Here is a 17,016-nt window from a genome sequence, read left to right as displayed (position 1 = left end):
TCAGGAACTCTACGGCGCCTGCCCTTCAGTACAGTCCAGTCATGTTGCGACGACTGGTACATGTGGCCCGTCGAACCAGCGATCGCCTTCACGGTGAAACCCGGACTCAGCGCACCAGGCGTCGTGAACTCGACACCGCTCGGCCGAGTGGCGCCGACCCCGACGCCCACGAGTACCGCGTCGAACTCACGCTGGCTCGAGAACAAGCTTTGGCGGCGCTGCATTGGACGGGAGATGTTGCGGACCCCGTCGAGGTCACGAAGACCATGGAGGGACTTGCTCTACGCGACCCTGGCGTGCCGTTCGTTCGCCTCGGGAGTTCGGGTGACGGCGGTTATGTGATCCCCGACGACCTTGAGGGAGTCGTGGCTTGCGTGTCCCCCGGCGTTGCGGACAGAGCAGATTTCGAACTCGCACTTCTCGAACGCGGAATCCCCTGCCACCTCCTTGACGGGTCTGTGCCGCGAGCCCCGCTCGACCATCCGCTCCTGACCTTCGAGCCGACTTTCCTTGGTCCAAGGGACCAGCCGGGATGGACCACGCTTCGACGCGTCATCGCTGACGTAGCGCCGCCCGAGGGCGACATGGTCCTCCAGATGGACATCGAGGGGTGGGAGTGGGAGGTGATTCCTGCAGCTGGGAGCGACGTCTTGTCCCGGTTTCGCATCATCGTGCTGGAGCTCCATGATCTCCACCTGATGGCCACCAGGAGTGGCCTACGCCGTGTTCAGGAGGTCTTCTCTGCGCTGTCCCAGGATTTCGTTCTGGTCAACCTGCACCCGAACAACTATGAGTTCCCGATCTCGTGGCACGGCCTTTCCATGCACCCTGTCGTTGAGATGACGTGGTTGAGGCAGGACCGGGTCCAGTCCGTGGGGCCGGGTAGGTATCCCCACCCGTTGAACGCGGCGAATTCGCCTGACTTGCCAGACTTTGCGCTCGATCCGCGCTGGTGTGCGGGAACCGGTCTCAAACCGAGCGGCGCGGCCAGCCGAGCAACGTCCGTTTGACTCGTCCAAGGCGCGTGCGCCAGCGCAGGTTGCGACGGGCCCGCCGCACGACGCGCTCGTGCTCGAGCCACATGGCTCGGTCACGGTCGACCACTGCCCGGAAGGCTGCATCCCGATCAGGGTGCGCGGCGCGAACGCCCGGAGAGCTCAACGCGGCCTCCAGGTCGTGAACCCACGTTGACTCGGCACATCGGCGTTCGAAGTCGCGAGCCGCGACTCTGCCCGCCTCCCCCACACGAAGCCGCAGTTCCGGATCGTCTGCGAGTTCGCGCAGCAACTGTGCCGCATCATCGAGTCGAGGTTGCGCCCAGACGGGGCGAGTGGGGTACTCCCGAGGGTGGTAGTAGTGACTCGCGTCGTCGCCGATCTCGACGACGTCGTACGGGACGAGCACGTTGCTTCCAGGACGGACGAAGTCGCCATGGCCGGCGTAGTCCATGGCGACCGTGGGAACGCCTAGGGCCATGGCCTCCAGCACCGGCAGGCCCAGGCCTTCGGCGCGAGCGAGCGACACATACACGTCGCAGCTGCTCACCAACGAGAGCACCGTTTTGTAGTCCAATTGCTCGTCAACGAGGATGACGCGGTCATCGGCGGCACAGCGTGCAAGGAACTCGGCAGCCCTCGACTCCTCACCGGTCAGCTCGCCTTCGTCCGGGTTCTTGTCGAAACCTCCGTGGACCTTGAAGACGAGCCGGACGTCGTCGCGGTCCGGGAACGCGCGCCGAAACGCCTCATGGACGTCGATGGGGTTCTTGCGGTCGAATCCGCTGACCGTGTTGAACACGTTGAGGAAGACGATGGTGCCCTCTGGGAGTCCCCACAGTGCCCTGTCAGGCTCGGCCTTGGACGGCAGCGGCGGGCATACAGGGACCGTGATCGCGGGAGTGCCAGGAAACGCCCGTGCAAATACCGAGGTATTGAAGTCCGAAATACCGAGCAAGACGTCAGCGCCGCTGAGTTCCTCAATGAGCGTACTGGTCAGCTCCTCAATCTCCCACCCGACCAGCATCGCCCTCAGTCGAGGACGCAAAAGCTCTGGAGCCTCAAGTGTTGCCTTACCCAAGTAGTGCGCGAGAAACAGCACCAGCACTGGATCGCCGCGGCCGACTGCGGCCTGAGCAAGGTCCTTCCGGACACTGTCGGCCACCATGCCTAGCGAGGGCGAGTCGACTACCGTGTCGACGAACTCGAGACCCAGCGATGAACGTGGGGGACGTCGTGGCACGCGGCCAGCATAGGCGCCGCGCCACGACGGGAACGTGGACTTCACCACGGTCACGTCCCCGCCGGTTAACACAAACCTGACGTTCTCCTGCTGGGCGGCCCGGGTCTCCACGGTTCTGCGGGGCGACAATCAAACCGCTTCTTGGAACGCTTCTGCTAGGCGGCACGCAGCCGGCTTCACGACGAGCGCTGGTCGAGCATCGAGAACCTCCAGAACGGCTGGGACGAGCCACCACGTAAGGCATCATGTCGCCCGTGATCGTGTTCGGATGTTGTGTCGGGCCGAGTGGCAAGTACGACACGGTGGCGCGACCCGGGATCGAGCTCGCGCGCCGCCACGACGACCGCGTGATCCTGGAGACCGGGGTGACGGGGATCTGCGCGGTCTACAACCGAATTCTCGACGAGGCACGGGCGATCCCCGACTGCGAAGCCGTTGTCCTGCTCCACGACGACGTCCAGTTCACGAGCCCAGCGGCACGCGGCCAGATCCTGCGACCGCTATCCGACCCGAGCGTCGGGATCGTCGGTGCGGTGGGCGGTCGAGGGCTGTTCGGTCCACAATGGGTCGGGGCCCGACGACTCGCCGGCGAGGTCACCGACTTCTACGGGCATCGCCGCTTCGGTCCGCGCTTTGCCGAGGTCGACGTCGTCGACGGGCTACTCCTTGCGTTGGGGCCTCGCGCGATTCGTGAACTGCGCTTCCCTGAGGACGTCCTGACACGCTTCCACGGCTACGACACCGACATCTGCCTTCAGGCCCGCGCCATGGGCCTCAAGGTGCGTGTCGTCCCCGTGGACCTCCTCCACCGCGACAAAGGAAATGTTGGCGATGCGACGGCGTTCGAGGAATCCCGCAGCGTGCTGCTCCGGCGGTGGCCGGATCAGATCACCCCGTTGCGTGCATCCGAGCGCCCCCGCATCTGGGCCCGCGAGCACGTGCGCCCCCGACTCGGGGCTCTGCGGCACCGTGCCGCGGTCGCCACGAAGTCCCTTCGACACTCCACCCAGGGGCCGGACCGCACACCATGACGAGAACTGTCCTCCTCACCGAGCACGACCTACCCACGTGGAGCCGTCGCTTTGCTCAAGGCGACGCGCCTTCGCCCCTTCCATACGGGGTGGACGCTCTTACTAGCGAGGGTTTCGCCCTCGCGGGCGTCTCCCAGAGCGCCTCCAGGGGCGGCACGAAACTTCGCGATGTCGTTGAGCATCGGGTCGGCATGGGCTTGGAAAGGCCCCTGCGTGCAATGCCGCTGGTCGCGGGCGCGGATTTGGTTCTCGCGCTGCTCGAGGGGCAGGGCTTGTTGCCGGGCTTGCTCAAGCGGCTTGGTGTTCCGCCATACCGCTCTACTCCCCTTGTCATCATGTCTGTTTGGCTTGCAGATGACCTCCGACGTTCATCACAGGACCATCGCCGCTGGATCGCCCAGCGAGTAGGGGCGGCAGATCTGATCACCCACATGTCAAGGTCTGAAGCGGACGTTCTGATGGACATCGGTATACCTTCCGAAAAGCTCTTTTCCGCCACCTTCGGCGTCTCCCACCGGTTCTACTCCCCAGGCCAAGGTGTGCGCGATATCCCCTTGCTCGCCGTCGGCCAAGATCGAGGTCGGGACTACAGGACCCTCATCGACGCCATCGGCGGCACCGAACTCACGCTCGACCTCGTGTCCCGCCCTGAGAATCTCCAGGGCATCGACATTCCGGCGAACGTGCGCGCCCACCCTCCGGTCCCATTGGCCCAGTATCGCTCGCTCCTGAAAAGGGCTCAGATAGTCGCCGTTCCGACTCACGATCTTGCCTACCCAACAGGTCAAAGCGTCGCCCTCGAAGCCGCTGCCTCAGGCTGTGCAGTTGTCGTGACCGGGACACGGGCCATGCGAGAGTACTTCCGTGACGGCATAGATGCCGAGTTCGTGGAAGTTGGGGACGTGGAGGGATGGCGCTCCACGCTGCAAGCCCTACGTGAAGACCCGACACGGCGCGACCGGCTCGGTAGCGCGGCGCGACACAACGTCGTCAACAAGCACAACGCCGACCATATGTGGGCCGAGATCGCCGACGTTCTTCGCGACCGCGGCATCGTCAAGGGCTCGCGTCAGACGTCGTAGGTCGCGTCGGGGTCGGCGAGCTCGACCTCACCGGTCCACACCGCCGCGGCCTCGGCGCGCGCGGTCTCCGGGTCGTTCCACGGCGGCAGGTGCGTCAGCATGAGCCGCTCCACACCCCCGGCGTCGAGCGCCGCCTGAGCAGCCCGCGCCGCGGTCAGGTGGATCCCCCTCGTCTCGTCCCGGCCCTCGACGAAGGCAGCGTCCATGAGTGCGAGGTCCGCACCGCCGAGCAGCCCGCCGAGCGCGTCGCAGGAGTCCGTGTCACCCGTGAACGCGAGCACCCGTCCTCCGGCTTCGACCCGGTACCCATAGGCCTCGACCGGATGGTTCACGGCATACGGCGTGATCCGGAAGGGTCCCACCTCGACAACGGCGCCGTCCTCGACGGAGGTGACCTCGAAGTGCCGAGCCACCTCGTCCGGCGACGCCCCGTGATACATCCGCACGAGCTGGTCGGCGGTGTCCTTCGGTCCGAAGACGGGCAGGGGCACCGTCAGCTCGCCCTCGGGTCGGTACTTGCGCGTGACATACAGACCCGTGACGTCGCTGCAGTGGTCGGGGTGCAGGTGGCTGAGGAACAGCGCGTCGACGGCGGCCGGGTCCAGGTGTCGCTGCAGTGCCCCGAGCGCGCCGCTGCCGAGGTCGAGGAGCACGTTCCACGTCCGCTCCCCGTCGTCGGCCTGCACGAGATAGCTCGACGCCGGGGACGACGGCCCGGCGAAGGAGCCGGAGCAGCCGACGATGGTCACGCGCATCCCGCGATTGTCCGCCACGGTCACGACACTTCCTCCGCGCGGATGACGAGCGTCTCACCCGAGCCCGCCCGTGACGGCGCCGCGGTGAAGATCTCACCGAGCTCCGCGCTCACCCCGAGGAAGCGCGTCGCGAGTCGCCGGAACTCCTCCGGGTCGCCCGTCGTCGTGAAGCCGTGCGTCGGCGCGGGCGCCCCATCGGGCCGCAGTAGGTCGCGCTCGGACAGCACGCGATAGACGTCCTTCGCGGTCTCCTCCGCCGACGACACGAGCGAGACCTCGTCGCCCATGACGAGCTGGATGACGCCGGTGAGCAGCGGGTAGTGCGTGCACCCGAGGACGAGGGTGTCGACGCCGCTGTCGCGCAGCGAGTCGAGGTACTCGTGCACGACGGCCGTCAGCTCCGCTCCACCGGTCACCCCGGCCTCGACGAACTCGACGAAGCGCGGGCACGGCGTGCTCGACACCTCGAGCTGCGGCGCCGCGGCGAAGGCGTCGAGGTAGGCGCCCGACTGGTGCGTACCCGAGGTGGAGATGACCCCGACCCGGCCGTTGCGCGTCGTGAGGACGGCGCGCCGCACCGCCGGCCGGATGACCTCGACCACGGGCACGTCGTAGCGCTCTCGCGCGTCGTGGAGCACGGCCGCGCTCGCCGTGTTGCAGGCGATGACGAGGGCCTTGACGCCGTGGTCGACGAGCCGGTCGAGGCACTCGAGGGCGAAGGCGCGCGTCTGCGCGATCGGCCTCGGACCGTAGGGCGCTCGGGCCGTGTCACCGAGGTAGGCCACCGACTCGTGGGGCAGCTGGTCGAGGATGGCGCGGGCGACGGTGAGGCCGCCGTAGCCGGAGTCGAAGACGCCGATCGGTGAGTCAGGCACCGGACTAGGCTAGATCGCTCCGGAGGGCACCGGCTCACGGGTAAAGTTTCGCCCCATGGCGGCGCACGACCAGGGGGTTCTCGACGGGGCTGCGCCGACCCCGGCGGTCAGCGTCGTCGTGCCGCACTACGGCGACCCCGCCTCGGCGGTCGCCCTGCTCGAGCAGCTGCGCGACCAGCAGGGTGTCGAGCTCGAACTCGTCGTGTCGGATGACGCCTCGCCCCAGCCGTTCCCCGACCACGCCGTTGACGTCACCGTCGTGCGTCGCGAGAGCAACGGCGGGTTCGGTGCCGCGGTGAACTCCGGTGCCGCGGTCGCCACGCACGAGCTGCTCCTCATCCTCAACAGCGACCTCGATGTCGGCCCGACCTTCGTCCGGGACCTCGTCGACGCTGCCGCGCCCTGGCAGCCGTGCGTCGCCGGCCCCGCGATCCGGCGCCCCGACGGCACGGTCGACCCCACCGGGCGTCACTTCCCGACGACGACGCACCAGACCGTCGAGTGGCTCACCCCGCTCGCGCGCTACCGCCACCTCGACGTGCTCCACGAGGCCGTCGGCCACGACCTCAGCGCCGCCCCCGGCTCGATCACCCCGGTCGACTGGGTCGTCGGCGCCGCCCTGCTGCTGCCGACCGGGGCCTTCCGCGCCGTCGGCGGTTTCGACGAGACGTTCTACATGAACGCCGAGGAGGTCGACCTGCAGCGCCGGCTGCGCGACCTCGATGTCCCGAGCGTGTACGTCGGCACCGTCACCGCCGTCCACGAAAGCGGCGGCTCGTCCGACCCCGGGCGACGCCGACAGTGGCTGGTCGACGGGCGGATGACGTATGCCGCGAAGTGGGGTGGGCAGCGTCGCCTCCTTGCCGCCCTGCGCGCGGCGACCGTGGTCAACCTCGGCGCCAATGCCGCACGCCGTCTCGCTGGCCGCGACATCGACCCCATGGGAACAGCCCGCGCGGAGCTGGCCCTCATCCGAGGAGGGTCTCGATGAGCCTGAGTCGCCGGATCACCGAGGCACCCGCCGGTGTCCGCTGGCACCGCGGCCGCCTCGCCACTTCGCTCCTCTATCGCCGGGCCTTCCGGTCCATCGGTCGCGGATCGGTCGTCGTCGCTCCCCGAGTGCTGCGCGGTGTCGACCGGATCAGCATCGGCGACGGCGTCGCGGTGTATGCCGGTGCGTGGCTTGCCGCAGAAGGTCCCGACGCGAGCGTGACCATCGGTGACCGTACGTACCTCGGCCACGACGTGCACGTGCACTCCATCGACCCCGTCACCATCGGCTCGGACTGCGTCCTCGCGGACGGTGTCTTCGTCGCCTCGACGGACCACGGGCGCGGTGACCGCTCGGCCACCCACGGCACCGGGCCGATCACCATCGGCGACGGGGTGTTCCTCGGACAGCGAGCGGTCGTCCTCGGCGGAGTGACGGTCGGCAACGGCGCCACCGTCGGCGCGCACGCCGTCGTCACCCGCGACGTGGCTCCCGGCGAGGTCGTCGTCGGCGTCCCTGCGAAGCCTGTCGTCCCCGCCGACCCGGAGCAGACACCGTGACCGTCCTCATCACCGGCGGCGCCGGGTTCATCGGCCAGCACCTCGCCCGACGCCTCCGCACCGCCGGACACGACGTGCTCGCCCTCGACTCCCTCCTCGGCCAGGTTCACCTCGACCCGGACGCGAGCGTCGCCGCGTTCCCCGGTGAGGTCGTCGTGGGCGACGTCGCCGAAGCCGCCACCTGGGAGAACCTCGACCAGCGCGACGACATCGACACGCTCACCGCGGTGGTGCACCTCGCCGCGGAGACCGGGACCGGCCAGTCGATGTACGAGCCGGAGCGGCACCGCCGCGTCAACGTGGGCGGTACCAAGCTCGCGGTCGCCTTCGCCCAACGTCACGCCATCCCCCTCGTCGCCCTCAGCTCCCGTGCCGTCTATGGCGAGGGCCGCCACGGCTGCCCCGTCCACGGCACGACCTTCGGCTCACCGTGCTGCGAGCGTGCCGTCCCGGAGGCTTCGCAGGAAAGCGACGAACACCGGCCCGTGTCGGTCTACGGCGAGACGAAGTCCGAGGGCGAGACGGTCATCGCGCGGCGAGCGGACGGCATACCGGCGACGATCCTGCGGCCGCAGAACGTCATCGGCGCCGGGCAGGCGCTGCACAACCCCTACACCGGAGTCCTCGCCGCGTTCCTCGCCATGCTCAAGGAGGGGCGGCCGCTCACGGTCTACGGCGACGGCTCGCAGACGCGTGACGTCGTGCACGTCAGCGACCTCGTCGAGACGATCGCGTGGTCCCTCGACAACCCACCCACGCCCGGGGAGACGCGAATCCTCAACTCCGGCAGCGGGATTCGCACGACGCTCCTCGAACTTGCCGAGTGCGCCGCGGCCGGAGCGCCGGTCGTCTCGCCCGGCATCACCCACCTCGACGTGCACCGCGCCGGCGATATCGACCACGCATGCGCCGACCTCACCCTGACCCGCGAGCTCGGTGCACCGCTCCCCCGGTGGTCGCCCGCCGACGCGGTCGCCGAGTTCATCACCCGCTCCTGGACCGAGACCGGCGCTCCGGCGGACGCCTGGGACGACGCCCTCGACGAGCTCTCGCAGCGGGGCCTCACCTCGTGACCGCCCGCTCGCTGCTGCTCGTGACACCGCGCTTCCACGGCTACTGGAACTCCATCGCCGACGCCGCGGAACGTCGTGGGTATGCCGTCCGAACGCACCTCTACGACGACCACCCGACCGTCACCGACAAGGTGCGGGTCAAGGCCGCCGAAGCCCTCGGTCGCATGCCCGGACCGACACCGCTCGCGTTGGGTCCCGACCTCACGGGCCGGGCCGTCGACGCCCTGCGCGAGGGCGACCCCGATGTCGTCCTCGTCGTCAAGGGCGACGATCTCGGCGCCGCCTTCTGGGAGACGTTGTCCGCCATGCCCGCGCGCCGGGTGATGTGGCTCTATGACGAGCTGCGCCGCACCGACTTCGTCGACGGGTCACTCGAGTCCATGGACGCCGTCGCCAGCTACTCCCCGCTCGACGTCGCCACCTTCATCGGCATGGGGCTGCGCGCCGTCCACGTGCCCCTCGCGCACGACCAGCGGGTGCGCTTCGTCCCGCGGCCGAGCGACGAGGTGACCTTCGTCGGCGCGCGCTACCCGCGACGAGAAGAACTGCTCACCGCGCTCGCCGAGCTCGACGTGCCGGTGCGCGCCCACGGTCGGGACTGGTCGACCCACCCCGTCGACCGGCTGCGGACGTGGCGCCTCACCGCGCCCGCGGTCGAGTCCGGCCGTGACCTCGACCGAACCGACGCCTACGGCGTCATGGCCGGCTCGGTGGCGACGCTCAACGTCCACGGCGACCAGGACGGTTTCACGATGCGGACCTTCGAGGCATCGGGCATCGGCGCGCTCCAGCTCGTCGACCGCGAGGACGTCGCCGACCTCTACGAGCCGGGCACCGAGGTCCTCACCTTCGATGGCGCCGACGAGGCGGCCGAGCACGTCCAGCGCGCCCGCCGCGACCCGGCGTGGGCGGCCGGAATCCGTGAGGCCGCCCAGAAGCGCACCCTCGCCGAGCACACCTTCGACCACCGCGTTGCGGCGTTGGAGGAGCTGTGGGGCTGACCCATCCGCGCGACCTCGACGCCTGGCGTCGTTGGGAGCAGCACCAACGTCCTCTCGCCGCGCGCGTCACGGGAGCAATTCGCGCGCGCCGGGGCGTGGAGACCACCGCGGTGCTCACGTCGGCCGGCGACCAGCCGCGTGTGCTCGTCGCGCTCGAGGCGCTCAAGGACACGACCCGACTGTCCCAGCTCAGCCCGGTGGGTCACCTCGACCCGGGTGACGTCGCCGTGCTGTCACCGACTCCGGTTCTGGATGACCTGACCCCGATGGCGCCGGCCGTCGAATGGGCAGGGCGGCCGGGCCTTGCCGACGCCCTGGCCGCGGCAGCCGTGAGGCAGAACTCGATCGTGCTGTCGACGGGGCACTACGCCGCCCTGGGTGCTGCCAGCCGGCAGCAGCTCCGCGAGCCGTCGCGCTTCCTCACCGTGCAGCACGGCCTGCTCACCCCGAGCGCACCACCGCTCGCCGAGGGTACGACCCTGCTCGCGTGGTCCGACGCGGACGCGGACTTCTGGCGCTCCGGGCGCGACGACGTCACCACCGTGACCGTCGGCTCGCAGCTGCTCTGGGAGGCCGCACGTGCTCCCCGGGTCGAGGTTGCCGACGAGCGGCCGGTCTTCCTCGGCCAGCTCCACGGCGCCGAGCTGCCCCGGGCCGCGATGGCGGCGAGTGCCAAGAGGTTCTGTCTGCGCACCGGCGCGACCTATCGCCCCCACCCGAGCGAGACCGACCGCGCCTCCCGCCGCCAGCACGCCCAGTGGGAGGCGGAGGGCATAGAGGTCGACCGCTCGACCACGCCGCTCGTCGAGCTGCGCCGACCCGTCGTGAGCGCCTACTCGACCGGAGTGCTCGAGATGGCCGCACGCGGCATACCGGCTTGGGTGCACTTCGACGATCCACCCGCGTGGCTGCGCGAGTTCTGGGATCGTTACTCCCTGGCCCCGTGGGGTGGGGAGCCGACGCCGGCGCCACGCCAGCCGGACCTCGAACCGGCCCGGGCCGTCGCCGACCACATCACCCAGCTTCTCGGAGAGTCCTCATGAGCATCCTCGCCGTCATCCCGGCGCGCGGCGGCTCCAAGGGCGTCCCCCGCAAGAACCTCCGTCCCGTCGCCGGACGCCCGCTCATCGAGTGGACGATCCAGCAGGCGCTGGATGCCGAGCACGACCTCGACGTCGTCGTCTCCACCGACGACGAGGAGATCGCCGACGTGGCCCGCGCCGCTGGGGCCGAGGTGCCGTTCCTCCGGCCTGCCGACCTCGCGCAGGACACCACCGCGACCGAGCCCGTCGTCCGCCACGCCATCGACGAGCTGACCGCTCGCGGCCGTCGCCCCGAGGCGGTCATGCTGCTCCAGGCCACGTCGCCGATCCGGCTCCCCGGCACCATCGACCGCGCCATCGCCGAGTTCACCGCCTCGGGCGCCGACTCCATGGTCGGCGTCGTCCCGCAGGCACCGTTCCTCTGGTGGGCCGGCGACGACGACACCGGCCCGCACGCCGACTACGACATCACCGCGCGTCCGCGTCGGCAGGACCTCACCGCGCGCACCCTGCGCTACCGCGAGACCGGCTCGCTCTACCTCACCCGCACCGAGGTCTACGAGCAGCTGGACAACCGTCTCGGCGGCCGGGTGAGACTGTTCGTCATGGACGAGGTCGAGGGAATCGACATCGACAGCGAGGTCGACCTCGGTGTCGCGGACGCCGAGCTCGCCAACCTCCACCGGACAGCACCACAGGACATCCAGGACTCCCCCGCATGATCATCGAGCGCAGCCTCGCCCCCTACGTCGTCAACGGGGACGACTCCGTCCTGCACGCCCTCGAGCGGATCAGCGCCAACAAGGCCCGCATCGTCTTCTGCGTCAGCGAGCACGGCCGGTTCATCGGAGCCATCTCCGACGGCGACTTCCGCCGCTGGGTGGCCCGACAGTCGCCGATCGACCTCACCGTCGCCTGCTCCGAGGTCGCCAACCGCGACGCCGTGACGATGCCGGCCGACAGCACCCCCGCCGCGATCCGCGCCCGGTTCACCACCGCCATCGACCACATCCCGCTCATCGACGAGCACGGACACCTCACGGGCGTCGCGATCAACCGCAGCGACGCCCTGAGCATCGGCCGGCACACCGTCGGGCCGGGACACCGCAGCCTGCTCATCGCCGAGATCGGCATCAACCACAACGGCTCGGTCGACCTCGCCAAGCGCCTCGTCGACCTCGCCAAGGGCAGCGGCGCGGATGTCGTGAAGTTCCAGCTGCGTGACATGGAGGCCCTCTACCGCGGCGCCGGAGCGAGCTCGGCGGGCGAGGACCTCGGCCCGCAGTACACCCTCGACCTGCTCTCCCGCTTCAACCTGCCCGCCGAGCAGCTCTTCGAGGTCTTCGACCACGCCCGCGACGTCGACATCGACGTCATGTGCACGCCGTGGGACGCCCCGAGCGTCGACGCCCTCGTCGACTACGGCGTGCCGGCGCTCAAGATCGCCTCGGCCGACCTCACCAACCACGCGCTGCTCACCCACGCCGCAGCGTCCGGCACGCCGATGATCCTCTCCACCGGCATGTCGACCGAGGAGGAGATCCGGGAGACGGTCGCGGTGATGAAGACGACCGGCACGGCATACGCGATGTTGCACTGCCAGTCCACGTACCCGGCGCCGTTCAAGGACGTCAACCTGCGCTACCTCACCCGGCTCGCGGAGCTCGGCGACTGCCCGGTCGGCTACTCCGGCCACGAGCGCGGCTACCACGTGCCGATCGCGGCGATCGGGCTCGGCGCCTCGATCATCGAGAAGCACTTCACCGTCGACCGGTCGATGGAGGGCAACGACCACAAGGTCAGCCTGCTCCCCCACGAGTTCACCGAGATGGTGCAACGGGTTCGCGAGGTCGAGGACGCGCTCGGCTCGAGCGGTCCGCGAGCCGTGTCGACCGGCGAGATGATGAACCGGGTCAACCTCGCCAAGAGCCTCGTCGCCGCCCGCGACATCACGCCCGGCGAGACCATCACCGCCGACGCCGTCGACATCAAGTCCCCTGGCCGCGGCCTGCAGCCGAATGCGCTGTCCCAGCTGGTCGGTCGGCCCGCGGGCCGGGCGCTCAAGGCCGGCGACTTCTTCTACGCCACCGACCTCACCGACGCCGTCGCGCGCGGCCGCGACTACACCTTCCGGCGGCCGTGGGGGCTGCCCGTGCGCTACCACGACATCGCCGCCCTCACCGCGGACACGACGCCGGACTTCCTCGAGTTCCACTTCTCCTACAAGGACCTCGAGCTCGACCCGGCGAGCATCTTCACCGAGCGCCTGTCCATGAGCTACGCGTGCCACGCGCCCGACCTCTTCCAGGGCGACTTCCTGCTCAACCTCGCCGCCGAGGACGACGCCCACTGGGAGCGCTCCATCGAGGAGCTGCAGCGCGTCATCGACCTCACCCGCTTGATGCGCCAGTGGTTCACGACCGACGCCGACCCCGTCGTCATCCAGAGCATGGGCGGGTTCACCACCGACGCCCACGTCCCTGCCGACGAGCTGCCGGACATGTACGCCCGCGTCGAGGCCGGGCTTAAGCGCGTCGACGACACCGGGGTGCGGCTCTGCGCGCAGACCTTGCCGCCGTTCCCCTGGTACATGGGCGGCCAGCTCTACTGCAACCTCTTCGTCCGGGCCGACGACACCGCCGCGTGGGCGGCGCAGACCGGTCGGCGCCTCTGCCTCGACGTCTCGCACTCCAAGCTCGCGGCGACCTTCCACGAGCAGCCGTTCAGCGAGGCCGTCGAGCTGCTGGCACCGCACGCCGACCACCTGCACCTCGTCGACGCGACCGGCGTCGACGGCGAGGGCGTCCAGGTCGGCGAGGGCGAGGTCGACTGGCCCCTGCTCGCCCAGCAGCTCGACCGGCTCGCCCCGGGCGCCGGCTTCATTCCGGAGATCTGGCAGGGCCACGTCAACAACGGCGAAGGCTTCTGGGTCGCGCTGGACCGACTCGAGCAGTGGTTCTGAGCGTGGCCGAATCGACGTCGTATGCCGTCCCGCCGACGGCGTTGTGGGTCGTCCCGGTCGCCGAGCTGGGCGGTGTCGCCCGGCACGTCCTCGACGTCGCCCGGGCCGGCATCCCGGGGTACCGACTCGTCGTGATGTGCCCCGAGGGACCCCTGGCGGACGAGCTCCGGCAGCGCGAACAGCCCGTCGTGACAGGCGATCTCGGCCCCAGCGCTGGGTTGGCCCGTTCGGTCCGGACGGTGCGGCGGGTCGTGCGCGCGCTCCGCCCGGCCGTCGTGCACAGCCACCTCAGCCATGCCGACATCACGTGCGCGGTGGCGACGGTGGGGCTCGACACGGCGCTCGTCTCCACGGAGCACGGCATCGCCGCGGACCGTGGGCTCTACCAGGCCTCGTCGGCCCGGGCCAGACTCATGGTCGCCGTCCACACCGCGCGGATGCGGCGGTTCGACGCCGTCATCGCGGTGTCCCGGGCGACGGCCGACCTCGTCCGCTCGACGTGGCTGGCCGGGTCACGTGTCCGCGTCGTCCACAACGGCGTCGACCGGCCCGCTCAGGCGACGGAACGACGGGACGTGCGCGACGGCATACACGTCGTCTCGCTGTCCCGGCTCGCCCCGGAGAAGGGCCTGGACGACCTCATCGACGCCTTCGCACTCGTCGCCCGCGATGACCCGGGCGCACGGCTCACCCTCGCCGGGACGGGCGAGCTGCGTGACGCCCTCACGGCCAAGGTGGCAGGCTCGGGCCTCATGGAGCGTGTGAGCCTGCCCGGGCACGTCGACCCCGGGCCACTGCTCGCCCAAGGGGACGTGCTCGTGCAGCTGTCCCGCTCGGAGAACATGTCCTACTCGATCCTCGACGCCGCCGCGGCGGGACTGGGCGTTGTCGCCACCGCCGTCGGCGGCAACCCCGAGGTGCTGCCACCGCGGTGCCTCGTCGACGCGGCCGACCCTGAGCAGGTCGCGCGGACCATCCGGGAGCAGGCCACCGATCCCGGCCTGCGCCCCGGCCTGCCGAGGTTGTGGCCGACCGTCGCCGACATGGCGAGCGACGTCGGCGGGACCTATGCGGAGGTCACCCGATGAGCGAGCTGCGCGCACTGACCGCTCGCGGGAACGACGAGGAGGAGAAGCCGCCACCCACGGGCTGGATCACGAGCCGGATGAGCGACTTCTTCCTCTGCGCGCTCATCCCCATCAACTATGCCGTCCCCGGCCTCCCCGGCAGTGCCCCCATCCCCGAGCTCGCCGTCATGGCCCTCGCGCTGATCGCGATGAACCGGCGCCCGGACAGTCCGCCCCGACCGGCGTGGTTCCCGATGCTCCTCAGCCTCATGTGGCTGGTCCTCGGCGCATCGACCCTGCTCAACGGTGTCGACGGCTCCCGACGGATGCTGCACATGACGAACTACGTCATCCTCGCGCTCATCCTCGCCTCGGGTCGGGTGCACACCCCCTCGGCCCTGCGCGGGTTCGCGACCGGCATCGCCGTCGCTGGTGTGTCCGCGTTCGTCAACCGCGTCGTCCCGATCTTCGGCGCCGGCTACGGCGACCGGTTCACCGGACTCCTCAACGACCCCAACGTCGCCGGCTACTACTTCACCGTCTTCGGCTGTCTCGGCCTGGCCGGGACCCGGTCTCCCAAGCTGCGCGGCTGGGTCTTCCTCGCGATGGCCCTCACGGTCGCCGGAACCCAGAGCCGGACCGCGATCGCCGCCGTCGGCCTCGCCGCGCTGTGGTTCGTCACGCGACGGCTGCTCTCCGGGCGCGTGTCCATCGCGATCTTCGCTGCGGCCTGGTGGCTGGTGCTCACCCTGTCCGAGCGGTACCAGCAGTGGGGCCCGTTCGCCGACCGCGAGGGCAGCGACGCCCTGCGCGAGCGCATCCAGGCGGCCGAGCAGGTGCTCGTCGCGCAGAACCCCCTCTACGGCAACGGCGCCGGCACGGCGAAGGTCGACCTCAGAGGAGACACCTTCTTCTTCCACAGCTCCTACCTCGGGCTGCGGGCCGAGGGCGGCTGGCTGCTCTGGGGCATCTTCGTCGCTCTCCTCGCCCTCACCGCCCTGGCGCTCACCCGCGAGGTCCGGTCCGAACGCCAGGTCTGGATCGAGATGGCCCTCATCTGCGGCGTCGTCATGGCCATGAGCCTCGGCGAGGTCCTGCTCGAGCTGCCCGTCGCCGCTGCTCTCGGCATCGCGATGCGCCAGGCTCTCGCACCCGAGAAGGTCGTGGACCCCGACCCGGACGACCCGCCCTCCTCGCGCGCCGACGAGCCGGGCGCGACCGTGGTCGGCGGACCGGCGACCCGGTCGGCACGGCACGCCACATGACCGGACGACTCGTCCTCGCCGCGAACAACGGCGAGCTCGGGGGCGGTGAGGTCATGCTGCTCCACCTCGCCGACGCCGCGCGGGGCCTCGGGCTCGACGTCGCGGTCGTCGGGCCGGACGCCGAGGCCGGCGTCCTCGACCGGGCCGAGGCGTCCGGACACCCGGTGACCCGGCTCTCGGCCTCGCGCCGCCGCTACCTGCGCGAGCTGCGCGACTGGGACCGCGCGAAGGGCGGGCGTGGCGACGCGGTGCTGTGGTGCAACGGGCTCGTCCCCGCCGCCGCGACGACGGGCCACCGCGGCCGGGTCGTGCACCTGCACCAGGAGCCGCTCGGCCTGCACCGTCCGCTCGCCCGGCTGGCCACCCGCGGCGCGCTCACGACCCTTGTACCCAGCCACTCCATGGCCGCTCGGGTGCCCCGGACCCGTGTCCTGTGGAACTGGACCGACGACCAGCCCGCCACACGCCGGCCCGCCTCCGACGGCGTCGTCACCCTCGGCTTCCTCGGCCGTCCGAGCCCCGACAAGGGAGTGACCGTCCTCGCCGAAGCGTTGGCGCAGCTGGAGCGCGAGCACCCGGGTCGTCACCGCCTGCTGCTCGCCGGTGAACCGCACTTCGTCGACGAGCGCGAGCGTGACCGGGCCGAGTCGGCGATCGCTCCGGTGGCCCACCTCGTCGACCGGCCGGGGTGGCTCGATCGAGCCGCGTTCTTCGAGACCATCGACCTCGCGGTGTTCCCGTCCGTCATCGCCGAGTCGTTCGGGCTCGTCGCCGCCGAGGCCATGGCCGCTCGCGCCCCCTTCGTCATCAGCGACGCCGGCGCCCTCCCCGAGGTCACCGGCCCCGACCACCCGTGGGTCGCCCGGGCCGGCGACGCCGCGGACCTCGCCCGCGTCATCGCGACGGCGACGCGCGCCACGGAGGGCGAGCGGACGGCATACCTCGACGCAGCGCGACAGCGCTGGCACACCCACTTCTCGCCCGACGCCGGCCGGGCCCGCCTCCACGACCTGCTCACGGACCTGCGCCTGCTCTGACACGATGAACCGACTCGACCCGCCCCACGGAGGACG

Annotated in this window: 16 protein-coding genes; 13 read left to right on the top strand and 3 right to left on the bottom strand. The window is 70.4% G+C overall.

Annotated features, from left to right (window positions below):
* The first annotated feature begins 41 nt into the window (after nucleotides 1–41).
* A complete protein-coding gene (locus BCF74_RS17000; protein WP_170070096.1) occupies nucleotides 42–1,010 on the top strand; it encodes an FkbM family methyltransferase in 969 nt (322 codons plus the stop codon).
* Here the strand turns inward: BCF74_RS17000 and BCF74_RS01555 are convergent.
* Nucleotides 970–2,349: a glycosyltransferase family 4 protein gene (locus BCF74_RS01555; RefSeq protein WP_106296210.1), complete on the bottom strand. Its 1,380-nt coding sequence runs from the start codon at nucleotides 2,347–2,349 to the stop codon at nucleotides 970–972. The genes BCF74_RS17000 and BCF74_RS01555 overlap by 41 nt on opposite strands.
* Before the next feature lie 143 nt (nucleotides 2,350–2,492).
* Here BCF74_RS01555 and BCF74_RS01550 point away from each other — a divergent pair, with 143 nt between their 5' ends.
* Nucleotides 2,493–3,269 (top strand): glycosyltransferase, encoded by a 777-nt coding sequence (locus BCF74_RS01550; RefSeq protein WP_170070095.1) that lies wholly within the window; start codon nucleotides 2,493–2,495, stop codon nucleotides 3,267–3,269.
* Complete coding sequence (locus BCF74_RS01545; protein WP_106296208.1) at nucleotides 3,266–4,351, top strand: glycosyltransferase family 4 protein; 1,086 nt, start codon at nucleotides 3,266–3,268, stop codon at nucleotides 4,349–4,351. Before BCF74_RS01550 ends, BCF74_RS01545 begins: the two co-directional genes overlap by 4 nt.
* Here the strand turns inward: BCF74_RS01545 and BCF74_RS01540 are convergent.
* Entirely contained in the window at nucleotides 4,339–5,106 is a 768-nt protein-coding gene (locus BCF74_RS01540) for an MBL fold metallo-hydrolase (protein ID WP_106296360.1), read from the bottom strand. The two genes, BCF74_RS01545 and BCF74_RS01540, sit on opposite strands and share 13 nt — an antisense overlap.
* Nucleotides 5,107–5,126: 20 nt before the next feature.
* Nucleotides 5,127–5,981, bottom strand: a complete 855-nt coding sequence (murI, locus tag BCF74_RS01535) for a glutamate racemase (RefSeq protein ID WP_106296207.1) — start codon at nucleotides 5,979–5,981, stop codon at nucleotides 5,127–5,129.
* Nucleotides 5,982–6,036: 55 nt separating this feature from the next.
* Here murI and BCF74_RS01530 point away from each other — a divergent pair, with 55 nt between their 5' ends.
* Genes BCF74_RS01530 through BCF74_RS01485 form a run of 10 tightly spaced genes read left to right on the top strand, consistent with a single transcriptional unit; the run spans nucleotide 6,037 to nucleotide 16,980 of the window.
* Nucleotides 6,037–6,972: a glycosyltransferase family 2 protein gene (locus BCF74_RS01530; RefSeq protein ID WP_106296206.1), complete on the top strand. Its 936-nt coding sequence runs from the start codon at nucleotides 6,037–6,039 to the stop codon at nucleotides 6,970–6,972.
* The gene (locus BCF74_RS17645; RefSeq protein ID WP_106296205.1) at nucleotides 6,969–7,532 is read left to right on the top strand and encodes an acyltransferase; all 564 of its coding nucleotides are present in this window, start codon (nucleotides 6,969–6,971) and stop codon (nucleotides 7,530–7,532) included. The genes BCF74_RS01530 and BCF74_RS17645 overlap by 4 nt, the downstream gene beginning before the upstream one ends.
* On the top strand, nucleotides 7,529–8,605 hold the full coding sequence (locus BCF74_RS01520; RefSeq protein WP_106296204.1) for an NAD-dependent epimerase/dehydratase family protein: 1,077 nt from the start codon (nucleotides 7,529–7,531) through the stop codon (nucleotides 8,603–8,605). Before BCF74_RS17645 ends, BCF74_RS01520 begins: the two co-directional genes overlap by 4 nt.
* A complete protein-coding gene (locus BCF74_RS01515; protein ID WP_106296203.1) occupies nucleotides 8,602–9,606 on the top strand; it encodes a CgeB family protein in 1,005 nt (334 codons plus the stop codon). Before BCF74_RS01520 ends, BCF74_RS01515 begins: the two co-directional genes overlap by 4 nt.
* The gene (locus tag BCF74_RS01510) at nucleotides 9,597–10,649 is read left to right on the top strand and encodes an RNA-binding protein (protein ID WP_106296202.1); all 1,053 of its coding nucleotides are present in this window, start codon (nucleotides 9,597–9,599) and stop codon (nucleotides 10,647–10,649) included. The genes BCF74_RS01515 and BCF74_RS01510 overlap by 10 nt, the downstream gene beginning before the upstream one ends.
* Nucleotides 10,646–11,371 (top strand): acylneuraminate cytidylyltransferase family protein, encoded by a 726-nt coding sequence (locus tag BCF74_RS01505; protein ID WP_106296201.1) that lies wholly within the window; start codon nucleotides 10,646–10,648, stop codon nucleotides 11,369–11,371. Before BCF74_RS01510 ends, BCF74_RS01505 begins: the two co-directional genes overlap by 4 nt.
* Entirely contained in the window at nucleotides 11,368–13,611 is a 2,244-nt protein-coding gene (locus BCF74_RS01500) for an N-acetylneuraminate synthase family protein (RefSeq protein ID WP_106296200.1), read from the top strand. Before BCF74_RS01505 ends, BCF74_RS01500 begins: the two co-directional genes overlap by 4 nt.
* A 2-nt stretch (nucleotides 13,612–13,613) precedes the next feature.
* Nucleotides 13,614–14,699, top strand: a complete 1,086-nt coding sequence (locus BCF74_RS01495) for a glycosyltransferase family 4 protein (RefSeq protein WP_170070094.1) — start codon at nucleotides 13,614–13,616, stop codon at nucleotides 14,697–14,699.
* A complete protein-coding gene (locus BCF74_RS01490; protein WP_106296198.1) occupies nucleotides 14,696–15,943 on the top strand; it encodes an O-antigen ligase family protein in 1,248 nt (415 codons plus the stop codon). The genes BCF74_RS01495 and BCF74_RS01490 overlap by 4 nt, the downstream gene beginning before the upstream one ends.
* On the top strand, nucleotides 15,940–16,980 hold the full coding sequence (locus BCF74_RS01485) for a glycosyltransferase family 4 protein (protein WP_106296197.1): 1,041 nt from the start codon (nucleotides 15,940–15,942) through the stop codon (nucleotides 16,978–16,980). Before BCF74_RS01490 ends, BCF74_RS01485 begins: the two co-directional genes overlap by 4 nt.
* Nucleotides 16,981–17,016 lie beyond the last annotated feature (36 nt).

This window comes from Knoellia remsis (genome assembly GCF_003002895.1).
Classification (GTDB): Bacteria; Actinomycetota; Actinomycetes; order Actinomycetales; family Dermatophilaceae; genus Knoellia; species Knoellia remsis.
Note: the sequence above shows the minus strand (reverse complement) of the source record. Positions and strands in the feature narration are given on the sequence as shown.

Excerpts from the sequence above, each read along its gene's own strand:
- BCF74_RS17000 (WP_170070096.1), top strand. The coding sequence starts at position 42 with ATGTTGCGACGACTGGTACATGTGGCCCGTCGAACCAGCGATCGCCTT.
- BCF74_RS01545 (WP_106296208.1), top strand. The coding sequence starts at position 3,266 with ATGACGAGAACTGTCCTCCTCACCGAGCACGACCTACCCACGTGGAGC.
- BCF74_RS01540 (WP_106296360.1), bottom strand. The coding sequence starts at position 5,106 with ATGCGCGTGACCATCGTCGGCTGCTCCGGCTCCTTCGCCGGGCCGTCG.
- BCF74_RS01530 (WP_106296206.1), top strand. The coding sequence starts at position 6,037 with ATGGCGGCGCACGACCAGGGGGTTCTCGACGGGGCTGCGCCGACCCCG.
- BCF74_RS17645 (WP_106296205.1), top strand. The coding sequence starts at position 6,969 with ATGAGCCTGAGTCGCCGGATCACCGAGGCACCCGCCGGTGTCCGCTGG.
- BCF74_RS01505 (WP_106296201.1), top strand. The coding sequence starts at position 10,646 with ATGAGCATCCTCGCCGTCATCCCGGCGCGCGGCGGCTCCAAGGGCGTC.
- BCF74_RS01500 (WP_106296200.1), top strand. The coding sequence starts at position 11,368 with ATGATCATCGAGCGCAGCCTCGCCCCCTACGTCGTCAACGGGGACGAC.
- BCF74_RS01490 (WP_106296198.1), top strand. The coding sequence starts at position 14,696 with ATGAGCGAGCTGCGCGCACTGACCGCTCGCGGGAACGACGAGGAGGAG.
- BCF74_RS01485 (WP_106296197.1), top strand. The coding sequence starts at position 15,940 with ATGACCGGACGACTCGTCCTCGCCGCGAACAACGGCGAGCTCGGGGGC.